Source organism: Paenibacillus sp. 2KB_20 (genome assembly GCF_052115765.1).
Classification (GTDB): Bacteria; Bacillota; Bacilli; order Paenibacillales; family Paenibacillaceae; genus Paenibacillus_AQ.
Window position 1 is genome coordinate 232,175 of sequence record NZ_JBFRHH010000007.1, and the last position, 20,515, is coordinate 252,689.

27 protein-coding genes are annotated in these 20,515 nt (G+C 49.4%); 20 read left to right on the forward strand and 7 right to left on the reverse strand.

Annotated features, from left to right (window positions below; genetic code table 11):
• Positions 1-19: 19 nt before the first annotated feature.
• Positions 20-193 carry a hypothetical protein gene (locus tag AB4124_RS19925; protein WP_441973975.1) on the reverse strand — a complete coding sequence of 58 codons (174 nt, stop codon included), beginning with the start codon at positions 191-193 and terminating at the stop codon, positions 20-22.
• A gap of 219 nt (positions 194-412) precedes the next feature.
• Between AB4124_RS19925 and AB4124_RS19930 the strand changes: the two genes are divergently transcribed.
• The 3 genes from AB4124_RS19930 (at position 413) to AB4124_RS19940 (ending at position 2,172) form a co-directional block, all read left to right on the forward strand.
• Positions 413-1,036, forward strand: coding sequence for a TraX family protein (locus tag AB4124_RS19930; protein ID WP_379404774.1), 624 nt, complete (start codon positions 413-415; stop codon positions 1,034-1,036).
• Between the two features lie 56 nt (positions 1,037-1,092).
• A complete protein-coding gene (locus AB4124_RS19935) occupies positions 1,093-1,527 on the forward strand; it encodes a hypothetical protein (protein ID WP_441973976.1) in 435 nt (144 codons plus the stop codon).
• A gap of 69 nt (positions 1,528-1,596) precedes the next feature.
• Entirely contained in the window at positions 1,597-2,172 is a 576-nt protein-coding gene (locus tag AB4124_RS19940) for a macro domain-containing protein (RefSeq protein WP_076325045.1), read from the forward strand.
• A 226-nt stretch (positions 2,173-2,398) separates the two neighbouring features.
• Here the strand turns inward: AB4124_RS19940 and AB4124_RS19945 are convergent, their stop codons facing one another.
• Positions 2,399-2,524 carry a hypothetical protein gene (locus AB4124_RS19945; protein WP_441973977.1) on the reverse strand — a complete coding sequence of 42 codons (126 nt, stop codon included), beginning with the start codon at positions 2,522-2,524 and terminating at the stop codon, positions 2,399-2,401.
• Positions 2,525-2,571: 47 nt separating this feature from the next.
• Between AB4124_RS19945 and rpiA the strand changes: the two genes are divergently transcribed.
• From rpiA to AB4124_RS19965, 4 genes are all read left to right on the forward strand, one after another.
• Positions 2,572-3,288 carry a ribose-5-phosphate isomerase RpiA gene (rpiA, locus tag AB4124_RS19950; RefSeq protein WP_441973978.1) on the forward strand — a complete coding sequence of 239 codons (717 nt, stop codon included), beginning with the start codon at positions 2,572-2,574 and terminating at the stop codon, positions 3,286-3,288.
• Between the two features lie 49 nt (positions 3,289-3,337).
• The gene (locus tag AB4124_RS19955; protein ID WP_076325043.1) at positions 3,338-3,787 is read left to right on the forward strand and encodes a MarR family winged helix-turn-helix transcriptional regulator; all 450 of its coding nucleotides are present in this window, start codon (positions 3,338-3,340) and stop codon (positions 3,785-3,787) included.
• Between the two features lie 30 nt (positions 3,788-3,817).
• Entirely contained in the window at positions 3,818-4,249 is a 432-nt protein-coding gene (locus AB4124_RS19960) for a GNAT family N-acetyltransferase (protein ID WP_441973979.1), read from the forward strand.
• A 128-nt stretch (positions 4,250-4,377) separates the two neighbouring features.
• Positions 4,378-5,013: a GDSL-type esterase/lipase family protein gene (locus AB4124_RS19965; protein WP_076325041.1), complete on the forward strand. Its 636-nt coding sequence runs from the start codon at positions 4,378-4,380 to the stop codon at positions 5,011-5,013.
• Positions 5,014-5,096: 83 nt separating this feature from the next.
• Here AB4124_RS19965 and AB4124_RS19970 read toward each other — a convergent pair whose 3' ends face one another.
• Positions 5,097-5,768 (reverse strand): tetratricopeptide repeat protein, encoded by a 672-nt coding sequence (locus AB4124_RS19970; RefSeq protein ID WP_441973980.1) that lies wholly within the window; start codon positions 5,766-5,768, stop codon positions 5,097-5,099.
• A 178-nt stretch (positions 5,769-5,946) separates the two neighbouring features.
• Between AB4124_RS19970 and AB4124_RS19975 the strand changes: the two genes are divergently transcribed.
• Complete coding sequence (locus tag AB4124_RS19975) at positions 5,947-6,201, forward strand: helix-turn-helix domain-containing protein (RefSeq protein ID WP_076325039.1); 255 nt, start codon at positions 5,947-5,949, stop codon at positions 6,199-6,201.
• A 205-nt stretch (positions 6,202-6,406) separates the two neighbouring features.
• On the forward strand, positions 6,407-6,514 hold the full coding sequence (locus AB4124_RS19980) for a YjcZ family sporulation protein (protein ID WP_233355008.1): 108 nt from the start codon (positions 6,407-6,409) through the stop codon (positions 6,512-6,514).
• Between the two features lie 276 nt (positions 6,515-6,790).
• Here AB4124_RS19980 and AB4124_RS19985 read toward each other — a convergent pair whose 3' ends face one another.
• Both AB4124_RS19985 and AB4124_RS19990 read right to left on the reverse strand, forming a co-directional pair.
• On the reverse strand, positions 6,791-8,764 hold the full coding sequence (locus AB4124_RS19985) for a stalk domain-containing protein (RefSeq protein WP_441973981.1): 1,974 nt from the start codon (positions 8,762-8,764) through the stop codon (positions 6,791-6,793).
• A 395-nt stretch (positions 8,765-9,159) separates the two neighbouring features.
• Positions 9,160-9,366 (reverse strand): DUF5316 family protein, encoded by a 207-nt coding sequence (locus AB4124_RS19990; RefSeq protein WP_441973982.1) that lies wholly within the window; start codon positions 9,364-9,366, stop codon positions 9,160-9,162.
• A 478-nt stretch (positions 9,367-9,844) separates the two neighbouring features.
• Between AB4124_RS19990 and rsmD the strand changes: the two genes are divergently transcribed.
• On the forward strand, positions 9,845-10,450 hold the full coding sequence (gene rsmD / locus AB4124_RS19995) for a 16S rRNA (guanine(966)-N(2))-methyltransferase RsmD (protein WP_076325254.1): 606 nt from the start codon (positions 9,845-9,847) through the stop codon (positions 10,448-10,450).
• Positions 10,440-10,955 (forward strand): pantetheine-phosphate adenylyltransferase, encoded by a 516-nt coding sequence (gene coaD, locus AB4124_RS20000; protein WP_441973983.1) that lies wholly within the window; start codon positions 10,440-10,442, stop codon positions 10,953-10,955. The genes rsmD and coaD overlap by 11 nt, the downstream gene beginning before the upstream one ends.
• On the opposite strand, the gene AB4124_RS20005 is transcribed toward coaD, so the two are convergent.
• Positions 10,933-12,165: a nucleoside recognition domain-containing protein gene (locus AB4124_RS20005; protein WP_441973984.1), complete on the reverse strand. Its 1,233-nt coding sequence runs from the start codon at positions 12,163-12,165 to the stop codon at positions 10,933-10,935. The two genes, coaD and AB4124_RS20005, sit on opposite strands and share 23 nt — an antisense overlap.
• A gap of 113 nt (positions 12,166-12,278) precedes the next feature.
• On the opposite strand from AB4124_RS20005, the gene AB4124_RS20010 reads away from it, so the two are divergent.
• On the forward strand, positions 12,279-13,319 hold the full coding sequence (locus tag AB4124_RS20010; RefSeq protein ID WP_076325033.1) for a SepM family pheromone-processing serine protease: 1,041 nt from the start codon (positions 12,279-12,281) through the stop codon (positions 13,317-13,319).
• Here the strand turns inward: AB4124_RS20010 and AB4124_RS20015 are convergent.
• Complete coding sequence (locus AB4124_RS20015) at positions 13,309-14,544, reverse strand: nucleotidyltransferase (protein WP_441973985.1); 1,236 nt, start codon at positions 14,542-14,544, stop codon at positions 13,309-13,311. The genes AB4124_RS20010 and AB4124_RS20015 overlap by 11 nt on opposite strands.
• A 198-nt stretch (positions 14,545-14,742) precedes the next feature.
• Here AB4124_RS20015 and AB4124_RS20020 point away from each other — a divergent pair, with 198 nt between their 5' ends.
• The 8 genes from AB4124_RS20020 (at position 14,743) to acpP (ending at position 20,363) form a co-directional block, all read left to right on the forward strand.
• Positions 14,743-15,252: a YceD family protein gene (locus tag AB4124_RS20020; protein WP_379404750.1), complete on the forward strand. Its 510-nt coding sequence runs from the start codon at positions 14,743-14,745 to the stop codon at positions 15,250-15,252.
• Positions 15,253-15,305: 53 nt separating this feature from the next.
• Positions 15,306-15,479 carry a 50S ribosomal protein L32 gene (rpmF, locus tag AB4124_RS20025; RefSeq protein ID WP_006211382.1) on the forward strand — a complete coding sequence of 58 codons (174 nt, stop codon included), beginning with the start codon at positions 15,306-15,308 and terminating at the stop codon, positions 15,477-15,479.
• Positions 15,480-15,621: 142 nt separating this feature from the next.
• On the forward strand, positions 15,622-16,233 hold the full coding sequence (fapR, locus tag AB4124_RS20030; RefSeq protein ID WP_179090709.1) for a transcription factor FapR: 612 nt from the start codon (positions 15,622-15,624) through the stop codon (positions 16,231-16,233).
• A gap of 24 nt (positions 16,234-16,257) precedes the next feature.
• The gene (gene plsX / locus AB4124_RS20035) at positions 16,258-17,244 is read left to right on the forward strand and encodes a phosphate acyltransferase PlsX (protein WP_215156350.1); all 987 of its coding nucleotides are present in this window, start codon (positions 16,258-16,260) and stop codon (positions 17,242-17,244) included.
• Between the two features lie 8 nt (positions 17,245-17,252).
• On the forward strand, positions 17,253-18,242 hold the full coding sequence (locus AB4124_RS20040) for a beta-ketoacyl-ACP synthase III (protein ID WP_076325029.1): 990 nt from the start codon (positions 17,253-17,255) through the stop codon (positions 18,240-18,242).
• Positions 18,243-18,291: 49 nt separating this feature from the next.
• Complete coding sequence (gene fabD / locus AB4124_RS20045; RefSeq protein WP_441973986.1) at positions 18,292-19,224, forward strand: ACP S-malonyltransferase; 933 nt, start codon at positions 18,292-18,294, stop codon at positions 19,222-19,224.
• Between the two features lie 46 nt (positions 19,225-19,270).
• Positions 19,271-20,020 (forward strand): 3-oxoacyl-[acyl-carrier-protein] reductase, encoded by a 750-nt coding sequence (gene fabG / locus AB4124_RS20050; protein WP_339266271.1) that lies wholly within the window; start codon positions 19,271-19,273, stop codon positions 20,018-20,020.
• Positions 20,021-20,129: 109 nt separating this feature from the next.
• A complete protein-coding gene (gene acpP / locus AB4124_RS20055; protein WP_006211375.1) occupies positions 20,130-20,363 on the forward strand; it encodes an acyl carrier protein in 234 nt (77 codons plus the stop codon).
• Positions 20,364-20,515: the final 152 nt, after the last annotated feature.

Genomic DNA, 20,515 nt, shown 5'->3' on the forward strand with positions numbered 1-20,515 from the left:
CTGTTATTTGAAGTTCTGTTTATTCATTAGGGGGCTTCTTGTTATCGCTTGACATGGTTGAGCCAAACAAAATGCCGATGGCGGCACCGATCGTTATGCCGATAGCGATATTATCCATGGCAACGCCAAGGGCTACGCCAACGCCGATCCCCATGCTTATCCCAAGGGCCATGTTGTTCTTTTTCTTTTCCATACGGCCGTCACCTCCATCTGTATCATGTTGATCCAAACAAGCGCTCTTCCTTCTCAAGTTGCTGTTGTTCTTATTATAGAGGATATTGAACATGGATGCCGGATATCCAGTTCTTTCATGTTTCTTCGCTTGCAAGTCCCAGTGTTGCAACCCATAATAGATATATCGATTTCAAGTACATATAGATTCAACATCTTCGAGTGCGAGGAGGGGGTTATCATGCAGTGGATCGCCATGCTGACGATGCTGATTGATCATGTAGGACTTGTGTTTTTTCCGCATCAGGAGATTTGGAGAATCATCGGCCGCATTGCTTTCCCAATCTACGTCTATGCTCTCGTTCAGGGGCACCGCTACACTTCTTCGAGACCCAAGTATATCATTCGGCTGGCCGTCATTGCGGCCATCTCCCAAATTCCCTATCAGCTTGCGCTGGATCTTAAAGGGTTGAATGTAGTCATTACTCTGGTAGCTGGAGCCATCGTTTTGTATGTGCTGGAACGATCGGATTCCCAGCTGTTATCATGGATGATTGTTGTTGCCGCCTGTGCGCTAATGAGCGAATTTCCGTTTGATTACGGAGCTTACGGCCTGCTGTTGATCTTGATTTTCCGATATGCCCAGGCCAGCTGGCTTGTTCCGCTTCATATTGTGTTGAACCTGTTATTCTGGTTCCTTAATAACTGGGAGCTTCAGATGTGGAGTGTCATCCCGACGGCTGTGATAGCCTATGGTCCGCATGTATGGAAGAAACTAGAGTATATGCGGGTGAGTCGCTGGGTATGGCGTTCATTTTATCCTCTGCATTTACTGATTATTGCGTTATTACGGGTGTTTTTATAGAGAAGAACTCTTTAGGTTAATGCCTGATGGATGATTATATACAAGGAGAGACATACATGTTCAATATCGCAATTGCTGCCTGCATTCTATTGTTCGCGGCGGCGGGTTACATCGCATTCATGAATTCCAAATTAATTGCGGATAAAAAACGGGAAGCATACATTCCTCCGCCTGCTTCGGAATATACCGTTTATATGACGCATCAGTTCACGGAGGAGGACAAAAGATCGATGAGTCCCATCGGCGTCATGGAATTTCGCGATCCACAAGGCGGCATGATGAAGGTATATCTTTGCCGGGTCAAGAATGAGTCGGAGGATTTGAAGCTGGAGCAAGCCGGCAATGTGTTTCTTCATCATTTGACGAAGGCCAGGGATACCGGCACGCTGATGTTCTACCGTACGGTGGAGGAAGCGCTGCAAGGAGCGGAAGAGAAGAGTTTGACCGATCGACTGTCTGCAGCTGCGAAAAAAAAGCCCAGAACAGAATAGGCAAACAGGGTCAATCCACCCACTTGCGGGGTAATAGAGAAATAAAAGACCGAAAGGAGATTTTCCGAAATGAAAACATTTATAATCGGAAGGACATCGGTCTCCGTCTTTATAGGCGATATTACGACATGGACGGGCGACATTATCGTCAATGCTGCAAATTCGGGACTGCTGGGTGGAAAAGGCGTGGACGGCGCAATTCACAGCGCCGGCGGCCCGGAGATCATGGAGCAGTGCATGGAAATTCGCAAGCAGCAAGGCGGCTGCCCGCCAGGCAATGCCGTGATTACCGGTGCAGGTCGGCTACCTGCCCAGCATATCATTCATACGGTCGGCCCAATATGGGAGGGCGGTGGACGGCGTGAGGAGCATACGCTGGCGGAATGCTACCGCAACAGTCTCTTGCTTGCAATCGAGGTGGGTGCCAGAAGCATCGCCTTTCCTAATATAAGCACGGGTATCTATGAGTATCCTAAGGCTCCGGCATGTGATGTTGCGTTAAAGGCGGTTACGAAGCTGCTTGAGGAAGATTTGCCGGATAACCGCCTGGATCGGATTGACTTCGTTTGTTTTTCTCCTGATAATGAAGAGCTCTATGTCCATTGGCTTGAGCAGTACACACAGGAGAAGGAGGCGCAAATATAAAATAACCCCACAAAGTGGAGCCTATGCTTCGATGCTTATTCCAAATACTTTGCAGGGACCCCCAAAAACAAACCTCCATCGAGGCCTTTTCAAGGATGAGCGACCGCGATTCAAAGGTAGGTTTTTGCGATTATAGAATTTTCAGCTCCGCTGAAAAATTATAAATTCTGTAATCTTAATGAACGTCAGGGGCGCAGTTAGCGCCCCTGACGTTTGTCAGTCGGCTTTACATATGATAGGATCCGCTTGGCTCAAACAGTACCCATTCCAGCATCGTGATCATATCGTCGAGGCGGGCTTCCTGATTGAGAAGGGAGGTTCGCTCCGGACTGTTCTCTTCAAGAGCAGCCAAGCGGGTTTGCAGCTTTTCCTTCAGCTTAAGACGAAAGAGGGGTTCACATGACGAGTGAATATTATATGAAGAAAATGGCGGCGGAGCATGCCGCCAAGTATGTGCAGGATGGAATGAAGATTGGGCTGGGTACAGGCTCAACCGCTTATTACGCCATTCTCAAAATCGGCGAGATGGTCCGATCCGGACTCTCGATCCAGGCCGTGGCTACCTCTGAAGCTTCGGAGAAGCTGGCGATGGAACAAGGAATATCCCTGACGCCCATACATCAGATCGATCGCTTGGATCTGACGATTGACGGGGCTGATGAGCTGGACGACCAGCTGCGGTTAATCAAGGGAGGGGGTGGAGCGCTTCTCCGCGAGAAGATCACTGCTTTTCACAGCGAACGGCTCGTGATTGTGGCAGATGAAGCGAAAGCCGTAGCTCAACTCGGCGCTTTTCCGCTGCCGGTTGAGATTGTCCCTTTTGCTTATGAGTGGACAGTTCGGTCACTGGCCCAGCTTGGCTGTACGGTGCAAATTCGTTGTAAGCAAGATGAAGGGTTTTATGTTACGGATAACGGGAATTATATTGCTGATTGCCGGTTTCAGCATATTGCCCACCCAGAGGAATTGAGCTCCCGGCTAGGCGTCATTCCGGGCGTGGTTGAACATGGGCTGTTTATCGGTATGGCCGACCAAGCGATCATAGGCTGCCAGGATGGAACGGTACGGATACTGCATTCCGGGAGCATAGAAGCAAAGAATACATTTGACAGTTGATCCGGCGTTCATTAACCTTAATAACATGATATCTCTCGGAGGGTGAAATATGTCGGATATTCAAGAACACGAGGATACCCCGTTACATTTATTGGTTGTCCTTGCCAGAGCTTATAACGCAGTTATGACACATTCGAATCGCAGCATCAATAGTCACGGATTGAACTCCACCGAATTCGGTGTATTGGACGTACTCTATCACAAAGGACCGCAGCCGCTGCAGAAAATTGGGGAGAAGGTGCTCATCTCCAGCGGTAACATTACATATGTGGTGGATAAGCTTCAAAAGAAAAACCTGCTGGTTCGCCGGGCTTCCGCTGAGGACCGCCGCGTTATTTATGCTGAGCTTACCGCAGAGGGACAAGAATTCTTCGAAGCCATTTTTCCTCAGCATCAGGAATTGATGGTTAAGGTGCTTAGCGGTTTGTCGGAGGACGAGCGAGCGCAGGCGGCGATGCTGCTGCGCAAGCTGGGAATCAGTGCAGAGAAGATGTTGTAGACCTATACAAGTTTTAGATTGGAGATAAGTATGCTTAAAGATATAACGGTGCAAGCGATACAAACCGAAGTAAAGGAACTGCTCAGTTACTCGGTATTTCCGGATCCGGAAGCGGTGGATCAGGCTGCAGTTTCTTATCAGACGGGCCGCAGCCGGTTGTTTGGATATGAAGAGGATGGGCTTCTCTTAGGAGTCATCGGTTTTGATATCGATCAGGACGAGCTTACCATTCGGCATCTTGCCGTTCTTCCGGAGAATCGGGGAAAGGGATATGGTCGCGGATTGATTTTGGAGCTGCTCCTTGAGGTTCAGCCTAAACCGGCCCGAGTGATTGCGGAAACGGACGAAGAAGCCGTAAACTTCTATCGCAGTATCGGCTTTGAGGTATACAGCTTGGGAGAGAAGTATCCGGGCGTTGAAAGATTCCGCTGCATCTACGAGGTGGAGGAGTCCGAAGAATAAGCTATTCAGATTAAAAGCATGTTTGCCGTCTTGGAGTGTAATTAAAATTGCCATTCAAGACAATAAACCCGTTTCGCAATGGCGGCATCCCTCATATAATGTCGTAACGAGCGGGGCAGGGGGTGAACATGTTGGTGTACCATTATACCGCTGTCGGCGATTCCTTGACCTTTGGGTTTGGGGCGATGCCTGGCAGCGGTTTTGTTCCGTTATACCGTCGGATGGCGGAGGAGAAGCTTCGCCAGTTCGTGGCCCATGAGAATCTCGGGGTCAACGGATTAACCTCGGATGAGTTATACGATCGGGTAGTTCAGCTTCCTACGTTTCGCTATCATCTGCAGCAGGCCCAGATCATCACGATATCGATCGGAGGCAATGACTTGATACGTGCGGTAAAATCCACGGGAGGTCGACCGAATCGGGAGGTGCTGGACGCTGCCTTGTATCGATGTCAGAATCATGTGGCTAATATCGTCAAACATATCCGAAAAATAAAGTCGCCAGTCAGCAAACCTTATTATATTCGCGCTATCGGTCTGTATAATCCATATCCGGCCTGGACGGAGGCGACGGAATACGTGATTCGGTTCAATCGGCATTTGATGGGGTTAAGCGACGGCTATTTTCGCGTAGCTGATATTTACACACAATTTTCTGGCCGAGAGAAAGAACTGATGTCGGTGGACGGTTTACACCCGAATGGCCGAGGGTACCGGGTGATCGCGGAACAATTAAATCGACTTGGGTACAAGCCACTTGCATAGAAAACCGAATGATCAAAAAAAGGGTGTCCCATGGTCTCTTGACCGTGTGGACGCCCTTTGGTTTATATATAATCACTTATGATTTATAATAATTTCCTAAAAAAACTTCGCACCGCCCATTTACGTTCTTGCCGTTTTTTGTATTTCGGCAGTGACCGATACACATCCAGCGATTCCTGATAGGACTTCTTGGCATCCTCAGTCCTTCCAAGCGATTGATACATATAACCAAGCAAATAAAAGGCTTCGCTGGAGGAAGAGTGAATGGAATGGAACTGTTCCAAATAATGGAGCGCCTTCTCCCGATCCGAATCCCGAAATGCATCAGCAAGCCGAAGAAAAGGCCGGCCATATTTAACCCTCGGGTTAATCTCCAGGGCCCGCATAATATTCGCTTCCCCTTGTGTGATGCTGCCGGTATGCAGGCGTGCATTTCCAATATCGTCCCAGAATTCGGCGGAGTCCTCTAGACTGGATGCTATGGATTCCAGCAGCTCCAGGGCTTCCCCATACTTACGGCGCTCCAAGAGTAATCTGGCAAACTCGTGTCTTGATGAAACGTCGCTGGGGCTAACTGCAATCTGTCTGCGCAGCTTGGAAATATTCCGTGCACGTTTGATTGGCTTTGTCAAACTGGGAAATACCCCGACAAAACGGCGATCCAGCACATACACGATGAGAAGCAGCACCAGGATCGCCGTAATCGGATTACCGAAGATGTAGAACAGAAATCCAAAAATGATGAGTTTAAACAAAAGAGATCCCTCAATTTCTATGTAAAGTTGTAACACAAATTATACCATAACATGGATTTATTTAGGTGGAAATACCATCGGTTCTATAGACCTTGAAGGCATGCGCATGTCGGAATAGGCCCTAGGTATTGAAAGAAGGTCGATGATAGCCGATAAAGGTAGTAAAGAGGTGATAATCATGGCGAAAAAGGGACAGACATTCCATCATTACAGTTTCGAAACGAAGAAAAAGGCAGTCGCCATGCGGCTGGAAGGTATGACTAAGAAAGAAGTGGCATCCGCCTTACAAATATCAGATATCGGACGGCTGAAAGTGTGGATGCGCAAATACCGTGAGTTGGGCGAGGAAGGTTTGGTCGATCGCCGCAGAAAAATTGTATATTCAGATCCTGAGACCGATCGGGATGAAAAAGAACAACTTTCGCAGGTATAGACAATTAGTGATCGCATGAGGCGTGGTGGAACGACGGTTAAACCACGCCTTTTTCATATCGGAATCAAAGGAAATGTTCAATCCAAATCCGGCAGATTCCAAGGCATGGGCTGATTCATTATTCTTAACCCGAACAGGTGGCAGCCCAGTTCATTTGAGCGGAACCAACATAACATGTGGTATGTTCAAAAAAGGAGGGATTCATGTGAGCGGAGTAGGAGAAGGTTATGGTGGCTATGGATATGGCTCTTCTGTAGGTGCTATTTTGGTATTATTCATCTTGTTGGTGATCATTACTCGCGCATTTATCTAATCCATCTTTTGAGTGAACAAACCAATTGAATCAATAAGTGATACCGAGCACCATGAGCAGTCACAACGACAGACCGTCCAAAAGAGGCATGGCCTCTTCTTAGGGCGGTCCTGTTTTTTTGAAGCGAGAATCGGCTTTCATGACTTGTCATGAATCATCGTTTTAACCGTCTATCAGAACATCACTAATAAAAACAGACCGCTCGAGAAGAGTGGTCTGTTCTTGGGAGAACGAATATTATCCGGTCAGAGGTCTGGCCCCGGCCTGTTACTCATGTTACATCATAATCAGTATAACTTTACCGTTTACGAAAGATACGATATCGAAATTCGAGTACCCCCAGGTTTCAATGGTTTTACCGCCGCCAGTGGTAATGTCCTTGGCTGCCGGGTTCCCCCATGAAAGCTGCACCTGTTCTTTTGTCATGCCGAGGGAAACCTGGCCTGCTTTAATCTGTTTCCAGACCGATGCGGACCATTTGTATTTTTGATAAGGGTCGTAATTTAATAAAGAAGAACGGTCTGCAAACAGCTGCAGCACTTCCGAAGAGCGCATAGGATAGCTTTTCACTGTTTTTCCTGATGCCGTTTTGAAGATCACGTTGAATTCGCCTTTGTCGTCCGGCAAAATGTCGGTTACCGATAATTTCGAGAAGCGTTCCAGGTCTTCGAAATCATTCACCCAATACGTTCGGCCGATGAATTTAACCAAGCTGCCTTGCATGGCTTTTTTGATCAAACCAGCCGTTTCGTTAGAGACAATGGTCATCTCTGCATCGCTTCCGAAGGAGATATTCGCTTGTTTCCACTTGGTATCCCAGCTGATTTTCGCACCCAGAACATCGGATAACACGGCGGCCGGAATCAGCAGCTCGCCTTTGCCTTTGATCGGTGCTGCTTTTAGGCGCAGCGGACTATCATTCAGCTTGGCCTGGTTGCTGCCTACTGTAAGCGAGAGCACGGTCTCTCCGAACTTGGCCTCCACGGCTCCGTTTTTGGTCGAGTAGGCGCCGCCCAGTGCCTGAATGACGGATTTCGCCGGCACCATGATATTCCCGTTGATCTGTTTTGCATATTTCAAATTGTTGCGCAGGCTGGACGATACCGTTATCGATTTGGACAGACCACCCGAGGTTACCGTAATCTGTGTCTTGCCAACGCCCGCAGACTTCAGTGTTCCATTCTTCTGCATGTTCATCAAATAAGGTTTCTCTATATCGATCTGGGCATCTTTAATCGGTACTTTGATTTTGGCCCCGTTCGTGTAAGTCTCCTGGATACTGACTTCCAGGATATCCCCTACATAAGGCTTGGCATCGGATACCGAAACCGATACGGCCTTAACGACAGGCACATCAACCGATTTGTTCTGTCCATCCTGGTGATGGATCCAGCTTCCGTCAGAGCGCTGCGCATAGAATCCCTCCGATAGATCCTTTGCATTTCCGTAAATGGAGGTTTTTACGATCCCGCTCAGTCCGGAGACCTGCTCCTTGAGCTTCCAGCGGTCTTTATACACTCCGGTTGTCCATACGGTTCCGTCTTGGAGCGTCACAATCAGAAGATCCGTCGGCTCATTGGAAGCATAAACGATATGAGCTGCATTCTGAGCGACGGTAACTGGTATGATGCGCCCGTTATCGTCAAAGTTGGACGTTTCGTATACAACCACGTCACCGTTGTCACGCAATAGGGCTACACGCCCGCTGTGAACCGTCATGGATTTAACCCCTGAAGGGTTTTCCACGATGCCGAGCTTCTTGAATTGTCCATCTTTGTAGTTATCCTGCAGTAACAGCTCCCCGTTGGAGGACAAGGCGGCAAATTCTTGATCGGCATTGGCGATGAGCAAAATGCCGCTGAGGTTTTTTGCTTTTTCCGAGCCGCTCCATACGGTACCGTCTGACTTCAGCCAGTAGTAACCCGCTATCTGCTTCACGCCGCTTGTTCCCGGAACGACCTCGGGTCCCTTGCCGATATCCCATTCCACTAATCGCCCATCCTGCGTCATACCAATGCCTTCGTATTCATAACCGCTGATGGCTGCAACTTTACCCGGCGTCCGTATGGCATGTCGTCCGTCAATCAGGGACCACATGGAGCCATCGCTCATCAGGTAGGTGTTTCTTCCCGCAATATCGCTGATCTGGAGCCTGGACTCTTCGGCAGCAGCGATCCCGTGCGTCGTGCCCGCAAAGCCAAGTCCCACCAGCATGCTGAACAATACGAGAACATACAACGTTCTTCTCACTTACATGACCTCTCTTCACTGTAACATTAGGAATATTTTTCAAACAGATTTATTGATTCGACAAAATCGGTGTTATTCCTGCAAAGGTTGCGTGGCGTTATGACCTTAAAGAGGGGAACAAAAAAACGCTCGCCGGATATCCGGGGGGCGTCTTTGCTGGTTAAGCTCGCGATTGTTTGATGAACTGCGTCGGCCTAACGGTGTTAAGTTAAGGGGATTGCCAAGGGGATCATCGTTAGCAGAAACCTGATTAAGTAATATCAGTTCCCCCTCAATATCAATAAAGCCTCGTATAAATCATTCTTCATCGTTTCGATTTTGGCGAATTTCCTGAACGGTGCTTCTGTGCTTTTATTCTGCGCTGCGGGGAGCGAGCAAATGTTCACAGTGCCAACTTAGCGGAACAAATACACAATGCCGGCGACCGCAAGAAATACGAAACCGGCTAAAAAGAACCAGTTGGCTACTTTCTCTCTGGATGCGCGGTCGTCCTTGGATTCAGCATAGAAGTTGGCTCTTTGTTGGTATCCCGTAATAAACGCTCCGGATAGAAGCGTTGCAATCAACAGGCAAGCCAATCCTGCATATAAAAACAGGTTCATCACGTGTTCCTCCCATCATGCCCTTTATCGTTAGAACGTTGGCTGAGAGGGATTGGTTATGCTTTTCATATAAGGTTAGGTGAATCGTCTGACTAGAAGGTGAGGATTGATATGGAAAAAAGCCGCTCAACGAGGTGAGCGGCTCAACATAAAAAAAAGAACTAAATCCCTGTAATAGACATTGCCGTTACAGGGATTTAGTTCGGGAACCTCCGAAGAGATTCCCTCATGGGAGAGGAGAAACCGGACGAAGAGCTTATGGGGAAACGTAAGTCTTCTCCGCGGTTGTCTACGACATTCATTGATGTCGATATTTCAAGGATGCCCGGCTGCGGTAGAAATATACCTGACTTTGAAAAAAAATGGAGAGACGTTATGTTTCGTTTTTCATATATGGGATGATTGTGTTACGATAATTACTGTCAATGGCGTTGTCTTGGCAATGAATTTATAGATAATGAAACGGGTGAATGAAGCAGTGAGAGTAGTATCCGGAAGTGCAAAGGGCCGGCCGCTCAAAAGTGTGCCTGGTACAAGCACCCGTCCGACGACGGATAAAGTGAAAGAATCCATATTCAGTATGATCGGTCCTTACTTTGAGGGGGGCGTCCTGCTTGACCTGTTCGCAGGCACAGGAGGCCTTGGCATTGAGGCATTAAGCCGGGGGATGGAACGTGCTGTTTTTATTGATGTGGAGCCGAAGAGCATCAGTACGATCAAGGATAATTTGAAGGCAACCAGGCTTGAAGAAGGCGCCGAGGTGTACCGCAATGATGCGGCACGAGCGCTTAAAGCGCTAGAAAAGCGCGGCTACAGCTTCGATCTGGTCTTTTTGGACCCGCCATACAGGTTTAAGAATGGTGATGAGCTGATGCTGGACATGGCAGAGCGAGGTTTGCTGCAAGATTCAGCTGTGGTGGTATTGGAATACGAATCAAGCTACAATTATCCTGAGAAATTTGGTGACTTTTGTTGTTTCCGGACTGCGAAGTACGGAGAAGCCGCCATATCGATATACCGTTACGACACAGCGCAAGATCAAGCGTCAGAGCTTGATGAGGAGGAATTACAGGATGAGAAATGAGAATACTAGTACATACCGTGTTGCCGTATACCCGGGAAGTTTTGATCCGGTCACCATGGGACATATGGATATTATCACACGCGCTTCCAAGCAGTTTGATCTGCTGATTGTGGCCGTGTTGAATAATCTAAGCAAGAACCCGCTGTTCACGATTGAAGAGCGCAAGGATCTCTTGAGACAGGAAACAGCACATCTTCCGAATGTGGAAATCGACAGCTTCCGTGACCTTCTGGCGAATTATATCCGCCAGAAGAATGCCCAGGTCATTGTACGGGGGATCCGCACGGTGACCGACTTTGAATATGAACTTCAATTAGCATCCACCAATCATAAGTTGAATCCGGATGCGGAGACGATCTTTATGATGACACACCCGAAATATTCGTTCCTGAGCTCAAGTCTTGTAAAGGAAATCGCGCATTTTAATGGAGATACAACGGATCTGGTCAGCCCCGAGGTCCATACCGCGATGCGCCGTAAATTTAGTGGCGATAACGGTCAATAAAACGGGAACACAGCCAGAACGCCGCTATCAATAATAAGCAGATTACGCCTTGAACCTGCAAGAATGAAGGCAATCCGCTCCAAAAGTTGAAGTGCTGATCCGCGTTGGCGTGATCCAGTGGTTCCGTTCGGAAGGCTGGTACGATGCCTGCTGATAGGGCGCTGAACGGTTTCCACATGGCCAGTGTAATCGCAAAGGCGAGCACCGAATGCAAGGCTCGCTTCACCATAAAGTAACGCCAAGAGAGACCGGTCTCCTGCATCAGCGACAGGCTTTGCAGCTGAGCGCTGATTCCGCTCCATGCCAGTGCGGCGGACAGTACAGCCAGCTGCAATATGCCTGCTTGGAATGCCGATGAGCTGATGGATTGGGCTGCCAGATGGGCCTCCAATAGTCCAGATACAAGATAGGGCGGAAGCTGCGGCAGAAGGTGACCGGTCAATACTCTTGTCAGGACGGCGAAGAACAAGATAAAGCCGCCTGTCATCATTAAGGTTTGAACCGAACGGGTAACGGAGTCGCCCAGTAACTTGCCAAAGCTCCGTCCATCCCGCTGATGGGCCTCCAGAGCCGCAGTCGCTGCCCTTTTTAAGAGGGGACGTTGGGCAAATTTGCTTGATCGGACTTTATTTAACGATGCTGTAAACTGCCGTGTTCCTTCTGAAGAAGCCGGTTTATGGAAAAGGCCGAATATCCAAGCGGCCAGCAGTCCGGAAATCCAATGAACGATCAGCAGCAGATAACCAGCTTCCGGTTGATGAAGCAGACCAGTTCCGATGACAACGAGAATGGTCATTGGATTGCAGAAATGGGATAAAGCGGCGAGCCTTCCGGCCTCATCGGCACGAAGCTCGCCTTGTCTATACATTCCGGAGGCGGCCTGCGCTCCTGCCGGGAACCCGGCTGTCATTCCTGTTATAAGAACCCAGCCGCCAGCACCGGGAAGTTTGAATGTTTTTTTCATCAAAGGGTCCAGCAGTACGCCAACTCCATGGGCCCAGCCATAGGCGATGAGTATTTCCACCAGAACGAGAAACGGCAGCAAAGCGGGAAATACGATATTCCACCATAGCTTAAGTGCTTGCAGGGTGGCTTGGAAGGCAGGTTCGGGCGCGCTGACGACAGCCAGTACAAGCAGGAAAGCGGCAGCACCCAGCAGGATGGTGTTCCACAGCCCGTTTGATGACTTGACGGCGTTGTCTTTATTCATAAGGAATCTCCTTTCAGCGTAAACATGGCTAGTACAACTTTATGCAAAGGAGACAACCGTCAGACCAAACTTGGTGGAAGGCTGGATATATAAGGCGGAGGGAAGGAAACTACATGAAGAAGTCTGTAAAACCGAATGGCTTAAAAATTGCGCTGTATTTATTAATGGTTGGGGTCATGCTGTACGTTGTCGTTTATATGCCGACCCCTTATCTTGTATACCAGCCGGGGAGCGCCGAGGAGGTTCGCCCCATGATCAATGTCGAGAAGAGCGATCCGGCGGAAGAGGGCACATTTATGATGACAACCGTGTCGGCAAGCTATGCCAATATGGTTTTGTTAATGATGTCTGCGTTTAATCCCAATTCGGAGGTTGTGAAAAAGGCCGAGAAAATGGGAGATCAGAGTAAGGACGAATATGCAGCCACACAAGTGTATTACATGAATTCTTCCCAGTCCGCTGCAATGGAAGCCGCTTATCAAGAAGCTGGTATTGACTACAGTATCGAGCCTGCTTATGTATTCGTGATGTCGATCTCCGAAAAATCTGCTAATGCCGAGCATTTCCGGCCTGGCGATAAATTGATCAAGATTGATGGGCAGCCGGCAGAGGATAATGAGAAAATTGCCAGCCTGTTAAGCGAGAAAACTATCGGGGAAGTGGTGTCCGTGGAGCTTGAACGCAAGGGGAAAACCGTTAAAGAACAGGTTCAGCTTGTTAGCATTAAGGATGAGAAGACCGGGGCGGAGCGTCCGGGTCTTGGCGTCATGATTGCAACGATGCAAAGTGTAGAGCCGGCGAATCCCGATCACACGATTCATTTTGCGGATACCAATATCGGTGGACCTTCAGCCGGACTGATTTTTACCCTTGAAATTTATAACCAGCTCACCGAAGGTGATTTAAGCAGAGGTTATCGGGTAGCGGGAACGGGTACCATTGACAAATCAGGCGCCGTAGGTCCCATTGGCGGCGTGAAACACAAGATCGTGGCGGCTGACCGGAAGGAAGCCGATATCTTTTTTGTGCCGCAAAAAAATTACGATGAAGCCAAGAAGCGGGCGGATCGAATCAAAACGGATATGAAGTTGGTCCCGGTTGACGATCTGCAGGATGCAGTAGATTATCTGGAGCAGCTGCCGCCTAAGGGGTGAGTGGCGGCAGCAGGTAATCGCTGTAGTAATGGCGGATATCCGGCTTAGGGTGTCCGTTGGCGTATACGGCGGCTGCCATCAGGTCCCTCTCGAGCTGAGGATGCTCCAGCGTTGTCGGCTTCTGGATAACAGGTAGCGAGGCGCTCTGCTTCATTCGTTTCAGCAAGGAACGCCCTGTGTCGCTGAAGCCAAGGACCCTGATATATCCCGGACCTTTGGCCAGCTCCTCGCGATTCATGGATGCTTTGTCATGATTGAGCATGATATGCAGGAGCATACGCTGAAGTTTGGTGCGGGTATAGCGTTTGGTCTTCAACGCTTCGAGGAGAGACCCAACCGTAGGCTGCTTCAACTGCGCAAGCATGCGCTGAACACGATATTCCAAGCCTTCGGTAACTTCAAGGAAGCCTTCAAGCTGCGCGGGTGTATGCGTGAGTAGGGATTGAAACAGCGGCTGACGAAACTGTTCCCAGTGGACGGGAGCTAGTCCGCTTTCCATTTCCCGCTCCATGATGTTGTGCGTGAATTCGGGGATGTAGGGTCTGGCTGCTTCCAAGCCCTGTGAAAGAATGATGTTACGGATGGCGGTTGCACTGGCAATGGACGAGTCTCCCGGCAAGGGATCGTGGTAGTGCGCGTTTTCTCTTGGAATGGTGTAGGGCGTAATGCGGCTGCCCAGGCGGTGGAGGGCAATCAGATAGTGCAGGCCCAAGGAATTGTTCGGCTGCGTGAGCAGCTCTTGCAAATGGGCAATTGCTGGTCGGGACTCGCCGAATAGGGTTGCAGCGGCAGCACCGTAAGCGGACGGGAAGTTCATGCCTTCCCGGAGATGCCTTTCAATTTCGGATTGGAGCTCGCCGGATTCGCTGGCAAGCGAACGGGACAGCGGTAGAAGCTGCTCCAGTGTACCGCTCTCCGATCCGAAGGAAAGACAGTCCACCACCCCGGTAGCTTCCAGAATAGCTATCGCACCGTATGCAAACCATTCTGCAGGCTGCACGGCATAGGTTACCGGCAGCTCGATGCACAGATCTACTCCCATGGCAAGGGCCATTTCGGCGCGTGCCCGTTTGCCTGCAATAGCAGGTTCGCCGCGTTGGAGAAACGGACCGCTCATCACTGCAACAACGGCATCCGCCCCTGTTACTTCTTTGGATTTACGATAATGCAGAACATGACCGTTATGTAAGGGATTATATTCAACGACAATGCCAACCGTCTTCATTAGTTTCAACTCCTTGATAAGAATATAACATAATTACAGGACGTTCCTGCAACAATAAGCTCATCGCCATATATGGGTGATAATCTCGTTGTAGCGTGAGAAATATCGGGGAAACAATCATGGTTCTTTAGGGTTATCCTGTTGACAAAAGTCTTTGGTAATCGGTATAATAATCTTTGTTTGTTTGGAGTGATGGATATGCTAATTCAATTTCGTAAATTGACAACCAGCGATCAACCGTTACAGTTCCATCAAACCGTGGATGTAAGCAATGCCGTTAAGGATCGGAAGGACATTATTGCTGTTCAGCCATTAGACGTGGATTTGACAGCAGCCTCATCGATTTCTGGTGCGGTGGATGTTCATGGAAGGTTGCAAGGCGAGCTGGAGATGAATTGCTCCCGCTGTCTGAAGCCGATCAGCGAACATGTGCACATCCCTTTTCATGAAGTATTCCAGCCGGTGGTAGATCCTGAATCGATTCAGGATGAGAATGATGACACTACATACGTGCAAGGTGAGAGTGTGGATCTCACTCCCTATGTAGAAGAAGCATTTTTGCTCCACCTGCCGCTAGCTCCGGTGTGCAAAGCCGACTGCAAGGGACTCTGCCCGAATTGCGGCAAGGACCTGAATGAAAGCACGTGCAACTGCGATACGGAAGTGATCGATCCTAGGCTAGCCGGACTGAAGGACTTCTTTAAATGATGATGGATTTGGCACCCGTGTTCAGCGGGTTGAATTGATAAGGAGGTGGGAACATGGCAGTACCTCAACGTAGAACGTCCAAAACACGTCGTGACAAGCGTCGTACTCATTTTAAGCTGGCTGTGCCAGGCATGGTGAAATGCGAGCAATGCGGAGAATTGAAACTTGCTCATCGCGTATGTAAAGTATGCGGAACGTATAAGGCAAGAGAGATCATCAAACAATAATTTTTAAATAAGTAGTACTTCATCTTTGGTGAGGTGCTATTTTTTTTGTCTGAAGTCCCCCTTTCTTTTTAACGTGACATGATTTATACTTAACATTAGTACCAGGTTCTAATATTTGCGACTAATTTACATATATGTATGTTTGAAGAATGGCGGCTTTCATAGCGGCAGAAGGAGTTGTTTCGTCATCGATCGTTTATCCAAGAAAGACCGTCACCAGCGGCTGATTCAGCTGATCGACGAGAATCCCTTTGTTACAGACCGCGAGTTGACTCGCCAGCTTAAAGTGAGCATTCAGACGATACGCCTTGACCGTATGGAACTTGGCATCCCGGAGCTTCGTGAGCGAATGAAGCAGATGGCGGAGCATTCTTATGACCAGGTTCGTTCCTTGTCACTCGAAGAGGTGATCGGGGATGTCGTTGACTTGCAGTTGGACAAGAGCGGAATATCGATATTTGAAATCCGTGAGGAACATGTATTCAGCAAAACGCGAATTGCCCGCGGTCATTATGTGTTCGCTCAAGCCAATTCACTTGCCATTGCCGTAATCAATGAAGAAATCGCGTTGACGTCTTCAGCGGATATACGGTTTTTGAGACAGGTGCGTCTCGGCGAGAAATGCATTGCCAAAGCCTACGTTAGGTCCATTGCCGGCCAGAAGGGAAAGGCCAAGGTGGAAGTGTTTACTTATGTCGCTGATGAAATGGTGTTTCAAGGGAATTTCGTAATCTACCGATCTGCAGGAGAATGACATAAGTAAAGGAGGAAGTTTGGCATGAGAATTGCGATTGATGCGATGGGCGGCGACAACGCTCCCCAGAGTAACGTCGAAGGCGCGCTCATTGCTGCACAGGAATGGAGCGATACCGAGATCATTCTCGTAGGGGATGAAGCGCAGATTGGAGCACTGTTGAAGGACAAACCGTCCAATCTGAAGGTGGTTCATGCAAGTGAAGTCATAGAAGCGGAGGATGAGCCGGTAAAGGCTGTCCGCCGGAAGAAGGATGCTTCAATGGTTGTGGCGGGTCGCATGATTCGCGAAGGTGAAGCCGATGCCATGATCTCGGCAGGCAATACGGGGGCCCTCATGACGACCGGACTACTCGTCGTGGGCAGGATGAAGGGGATTGAGCGGCCTGCGCTTGCGCCAATGATTCCTACTCTCGATGGCAAGGGGATGCTCGCCTTGGATCTTGGAGCGAATATGGATTCGAAGCCTGAGCATCTGCAGCAGTACGCATTAATGGGCAGCCTGTATCGCGAGAAGGTGCATGGAATCACCAAACCTCGGGTCGGGCTGTTAAATGTCGGTACCGAGCCGGGCAAGGGCAATGAACTGACGAAGCATGCTTATCCGTTGCTGGAGGAGCTGCCCATTCATTTTGTTGGCAATGTTGAGTCCCGCGATGTCATGAACGGTGTTTGTGATGTACTCGTATGTGACGGGTTCTCGGGCAATATTTTGTTGAAATCGATTGAAGGAACAGCTGGCGCACTCTTTTCGCTGTTGAAGGAGCAGTTCAGCAAGTCTCTTAAGACCAAGATGGCTGCCGCCTTGATGATGCCAGAGCTTCGCAGCCTGAAATCGACGCTTGATTATAAGGAGCATGGTGGAGCGCCTCTGCTTGGTCTGGGCGGTCTGGTCGTTAAGAGCCATGGTTCATCGGATGCGAACGCCATCAAGAATGGGGTTCGCCAAGCGCGGACGGCGCTGCAGAACCGATTGGTAGAGAGTATTTCGAATGAAATCAGCGGGAAGTGAGTGAGGAAATGAACAATTTGCGTCCAGTCGGTATTATTGGCACAGGCAAATACGTACCTGAAAAAATATTGTCAAATCGTGATTTAGAGAAAATGGTAGATACAAGCGATGAATGGATTGTCTCCATGACGGGAATCCGGGAACGGCATATTGCCGCTCCGCATGAAGCGACGTCGGATTTGGCTTACCACGCTGCTGTGAACGCGCTGAAATCAGCCGGAATGAACGCCGAGGATCTGGACTTGATTATTGTGGCGACCATTACGCCGGATATGTTCTTTCCATCGACCGCATGTTTGCTTCAGGATCGGCTTGGAGCCAAAAAAGCGGCGGCATTTGACCTGTCGGCTGCTTGCTCGGGATTTGTATACGGCCTGGCTACAGCTACAAATTTCGTGAAGACGGGCATGTATAACAATGCTTTGGTGATCGGGGTGGACTGCTTGTCCCGCATTACGGACTATACCGACCGTAATACCTGCGTTCTATTTGGCGACGGTGCCGGAGCGGCGATTGTCGGCGAAGTGCCGGAAGGCCGCGGGTTCCAAGCCTTTGATCTTGGTGCGGAAGGTGCAGGTGGAGCGCATCTGTACATTGAGGCAGGAGGTTCGAGATTACCGGCTTCTGCTGAAACAATTAACACGAATAAACACTTTATTTATATGAACGGCCGCGAAGTGTTCAAATTTGCGGTACGGGTAATGGGATCTGCCACGGAAGCTGTATTATCCAAAGCAGGCATCGACAAAAAGGATATCGACTTATTCATTCCTCATCAAGCCAACATCCGGATTATTAAATCTGCCATGGAGCGTTTGGAGCTTCCGGAAGAGAAAGTCATGATCAATGTTGATAAATACGCCAATACCTCAGCCGCTTCCGTGCCGCTAGCTCTTGTCGAAGCACAGGAGTCCGGCCGCCTGAAAGAAGGAGACAAGGTGTTGATGGTTGGGTTTGGTGGCGGATTAACATGGGGTTCCTCCGTACTTATCTGGTAAACATAACAGCTTTTAGGCCTAGTGAAATAAGAGAAGGGAGCTCACGATTTTGGGTAAAACAGCATTTATATTTCCTGGTCAAGGCGCTCAGTCCGTCGGAATGGGTAAGGATGCCTATGATGCGGTTCCTGCCGCAAGGGATCTTTTTCTAGCCGCGGATGATCAGCTTGGATTTCCGCTCAGCTCCATTATTTTTAATGGTCCTGATGAAGATTTGAAACAAACGGTAAACACTCAGCCAGCTCTACTCGCAACCAGCATGGCTTACCTGGAAGCCATTCGCGGAAAGGGGATCGAACCGGATTACGTTGCGGGCCATTCCCTCGGCGAATACAGTGCACTTGTATGTGCAGGCGTGCTTTCGTTCGAAGAAGCTGTGTCGATCGTCAGAGCCCGCGGAGAATACATGGAGGCAGCCGTTCCCGGAGGTCAAGGCGCAATGGCAGCCGTGCTTGGCGCAGATCGTGAGGCTTTGTCAGAGCTGTGCGAGCGCATTTCGGCAGAGGGACATGTTGTAGAACTTGCGAACATGAACTGTCCGGGGCAAATCGTCATCTCGGGTTCAGCTCAAGGCGTCGCAGCTGCTGCAGAAAGAGTGAAGGAAGCTGGCGGCAAGCGGGCTATCCCCCTGGAGGTTAGCGGACCCTTCCATTCGACCTTGATGAAGGAGGCGGCTGACCGGTTGGCTGGTAAACTGGAGCAGGCTGCGTTTAATACCCCTTCCGTGCCGGTAGTTGCCAATGTGACGGCGCGTTCGGTGGAAGATGCCGCTGCCATCCGCGGTTTGCTGGTGGAACAGGTATACTCCCCTGTGTTATGGCATGACAGCGTGGAATGGATGATCGCTCAAGGCGTGGATACCTTCGTCGAGATTGGTCCTGGCAGTGTACTCAGCGGTTTGATCAAGAAGATTGACAAATCCGTCAAAGTCATTAATGTAAATAGTCTGGACAGCGTCAGCGGTTTGGAGACCGTAGTATAAATAACGATGGATAAAAACCAGATCACTCTGGAAAGGAGGAATAGGTATGAGTGAAGCTCTAAAAGGACAGACTGCGCTTGTTACGGGTGCTTCCCGCGGCATTGGCCGGAGCATTGCTCTTGGACTTGCTGATCTGGGCGCTAACGTTGCTGTCAATTATGCAGGAAGCGAAGCGGCCGCAACCGAGGTTGTGGAGGCGATTCGCGCAAAGGGCGTATCGGCCATCGCGGTTAAATCCAACGTTGGACGGACTGAAGAAGCCGATGCCATGGTAAAGCAGGTGATGGAGACTTTTGGTCGAATTGATATCCTGGTGAATAATGCAGGGATTACTAGAGATAATCTAATCATGCGGATGAAGGAAGAGGAGTTCGATCAGGTGATCGAAACGAATCTTAAAGGGGTATTCAATTGTCTTAAGGCGGTGACGCGTCCCATGATGAAACAACGTTATGGACGCATTATCAATATATCCTCCGTTGTCGGAGCGCTTGGTAATCCGGGGCAAGCCAACTATGTTGCGGCCAAAGCCGGAGTCATCGGTCTGACCAAATCAGCCGCGCGGGAATTGGCTTCCCGCGGGATTACGGTGAACGCTGTGGCTCCTGGTTTTATCGATACCGATATGACCCGGGAACTTCCTGAGGACATGCGGGAAGGCCTGCTTGGCGGAATTCCGCTCGCCCGACTGGGTCAGCCGGAGGAGATTGCCGGCGTGGTTGCTTTTCTAGCATCTTCCAGTGCATCCTATATGACTGGACAAGTGCTGCATGTGGATGGCGGCATGTATATGTAGACGCCGCTACTGTTCCGGCGCTGGCCGCCGGGCATTAAAACGTTTTCAAATGCCTTCTATGGCAATTTGAAGTCATATCTCGTATAATTACCAAGAGGAGGTGAGCCGGATGTCCGATGTATTGGAACGCGTGAAACGCATCGTTATCGACCGCCTGGGTGTTGACGAAGCCGACGTAACATTAGAAGCATCTTTCAAAGACGACCTTGGAGCTGATTCTCTCGATGTAGTTGAATTGGTGATGGAGTTGGAAGATGAGTTTGATATGGAGATCTCTGATGAAGATGCGGAGAAAATTACGACCGTAGGTGAAGTTGTAAATTACATACAATCTCATACCTAAGTCATTACAGTTAAGTCCCGTTCTTTAGCAAGACGGGACTTCTCCACATTCAATCCAAGCTTTAGCACGAACAAGTGATAGATTATTACTGCCTTCGTTATCATGAGTCTGCGTGTGCGGCCTCATAGATGGACGGGCAGTCCACATAGAGG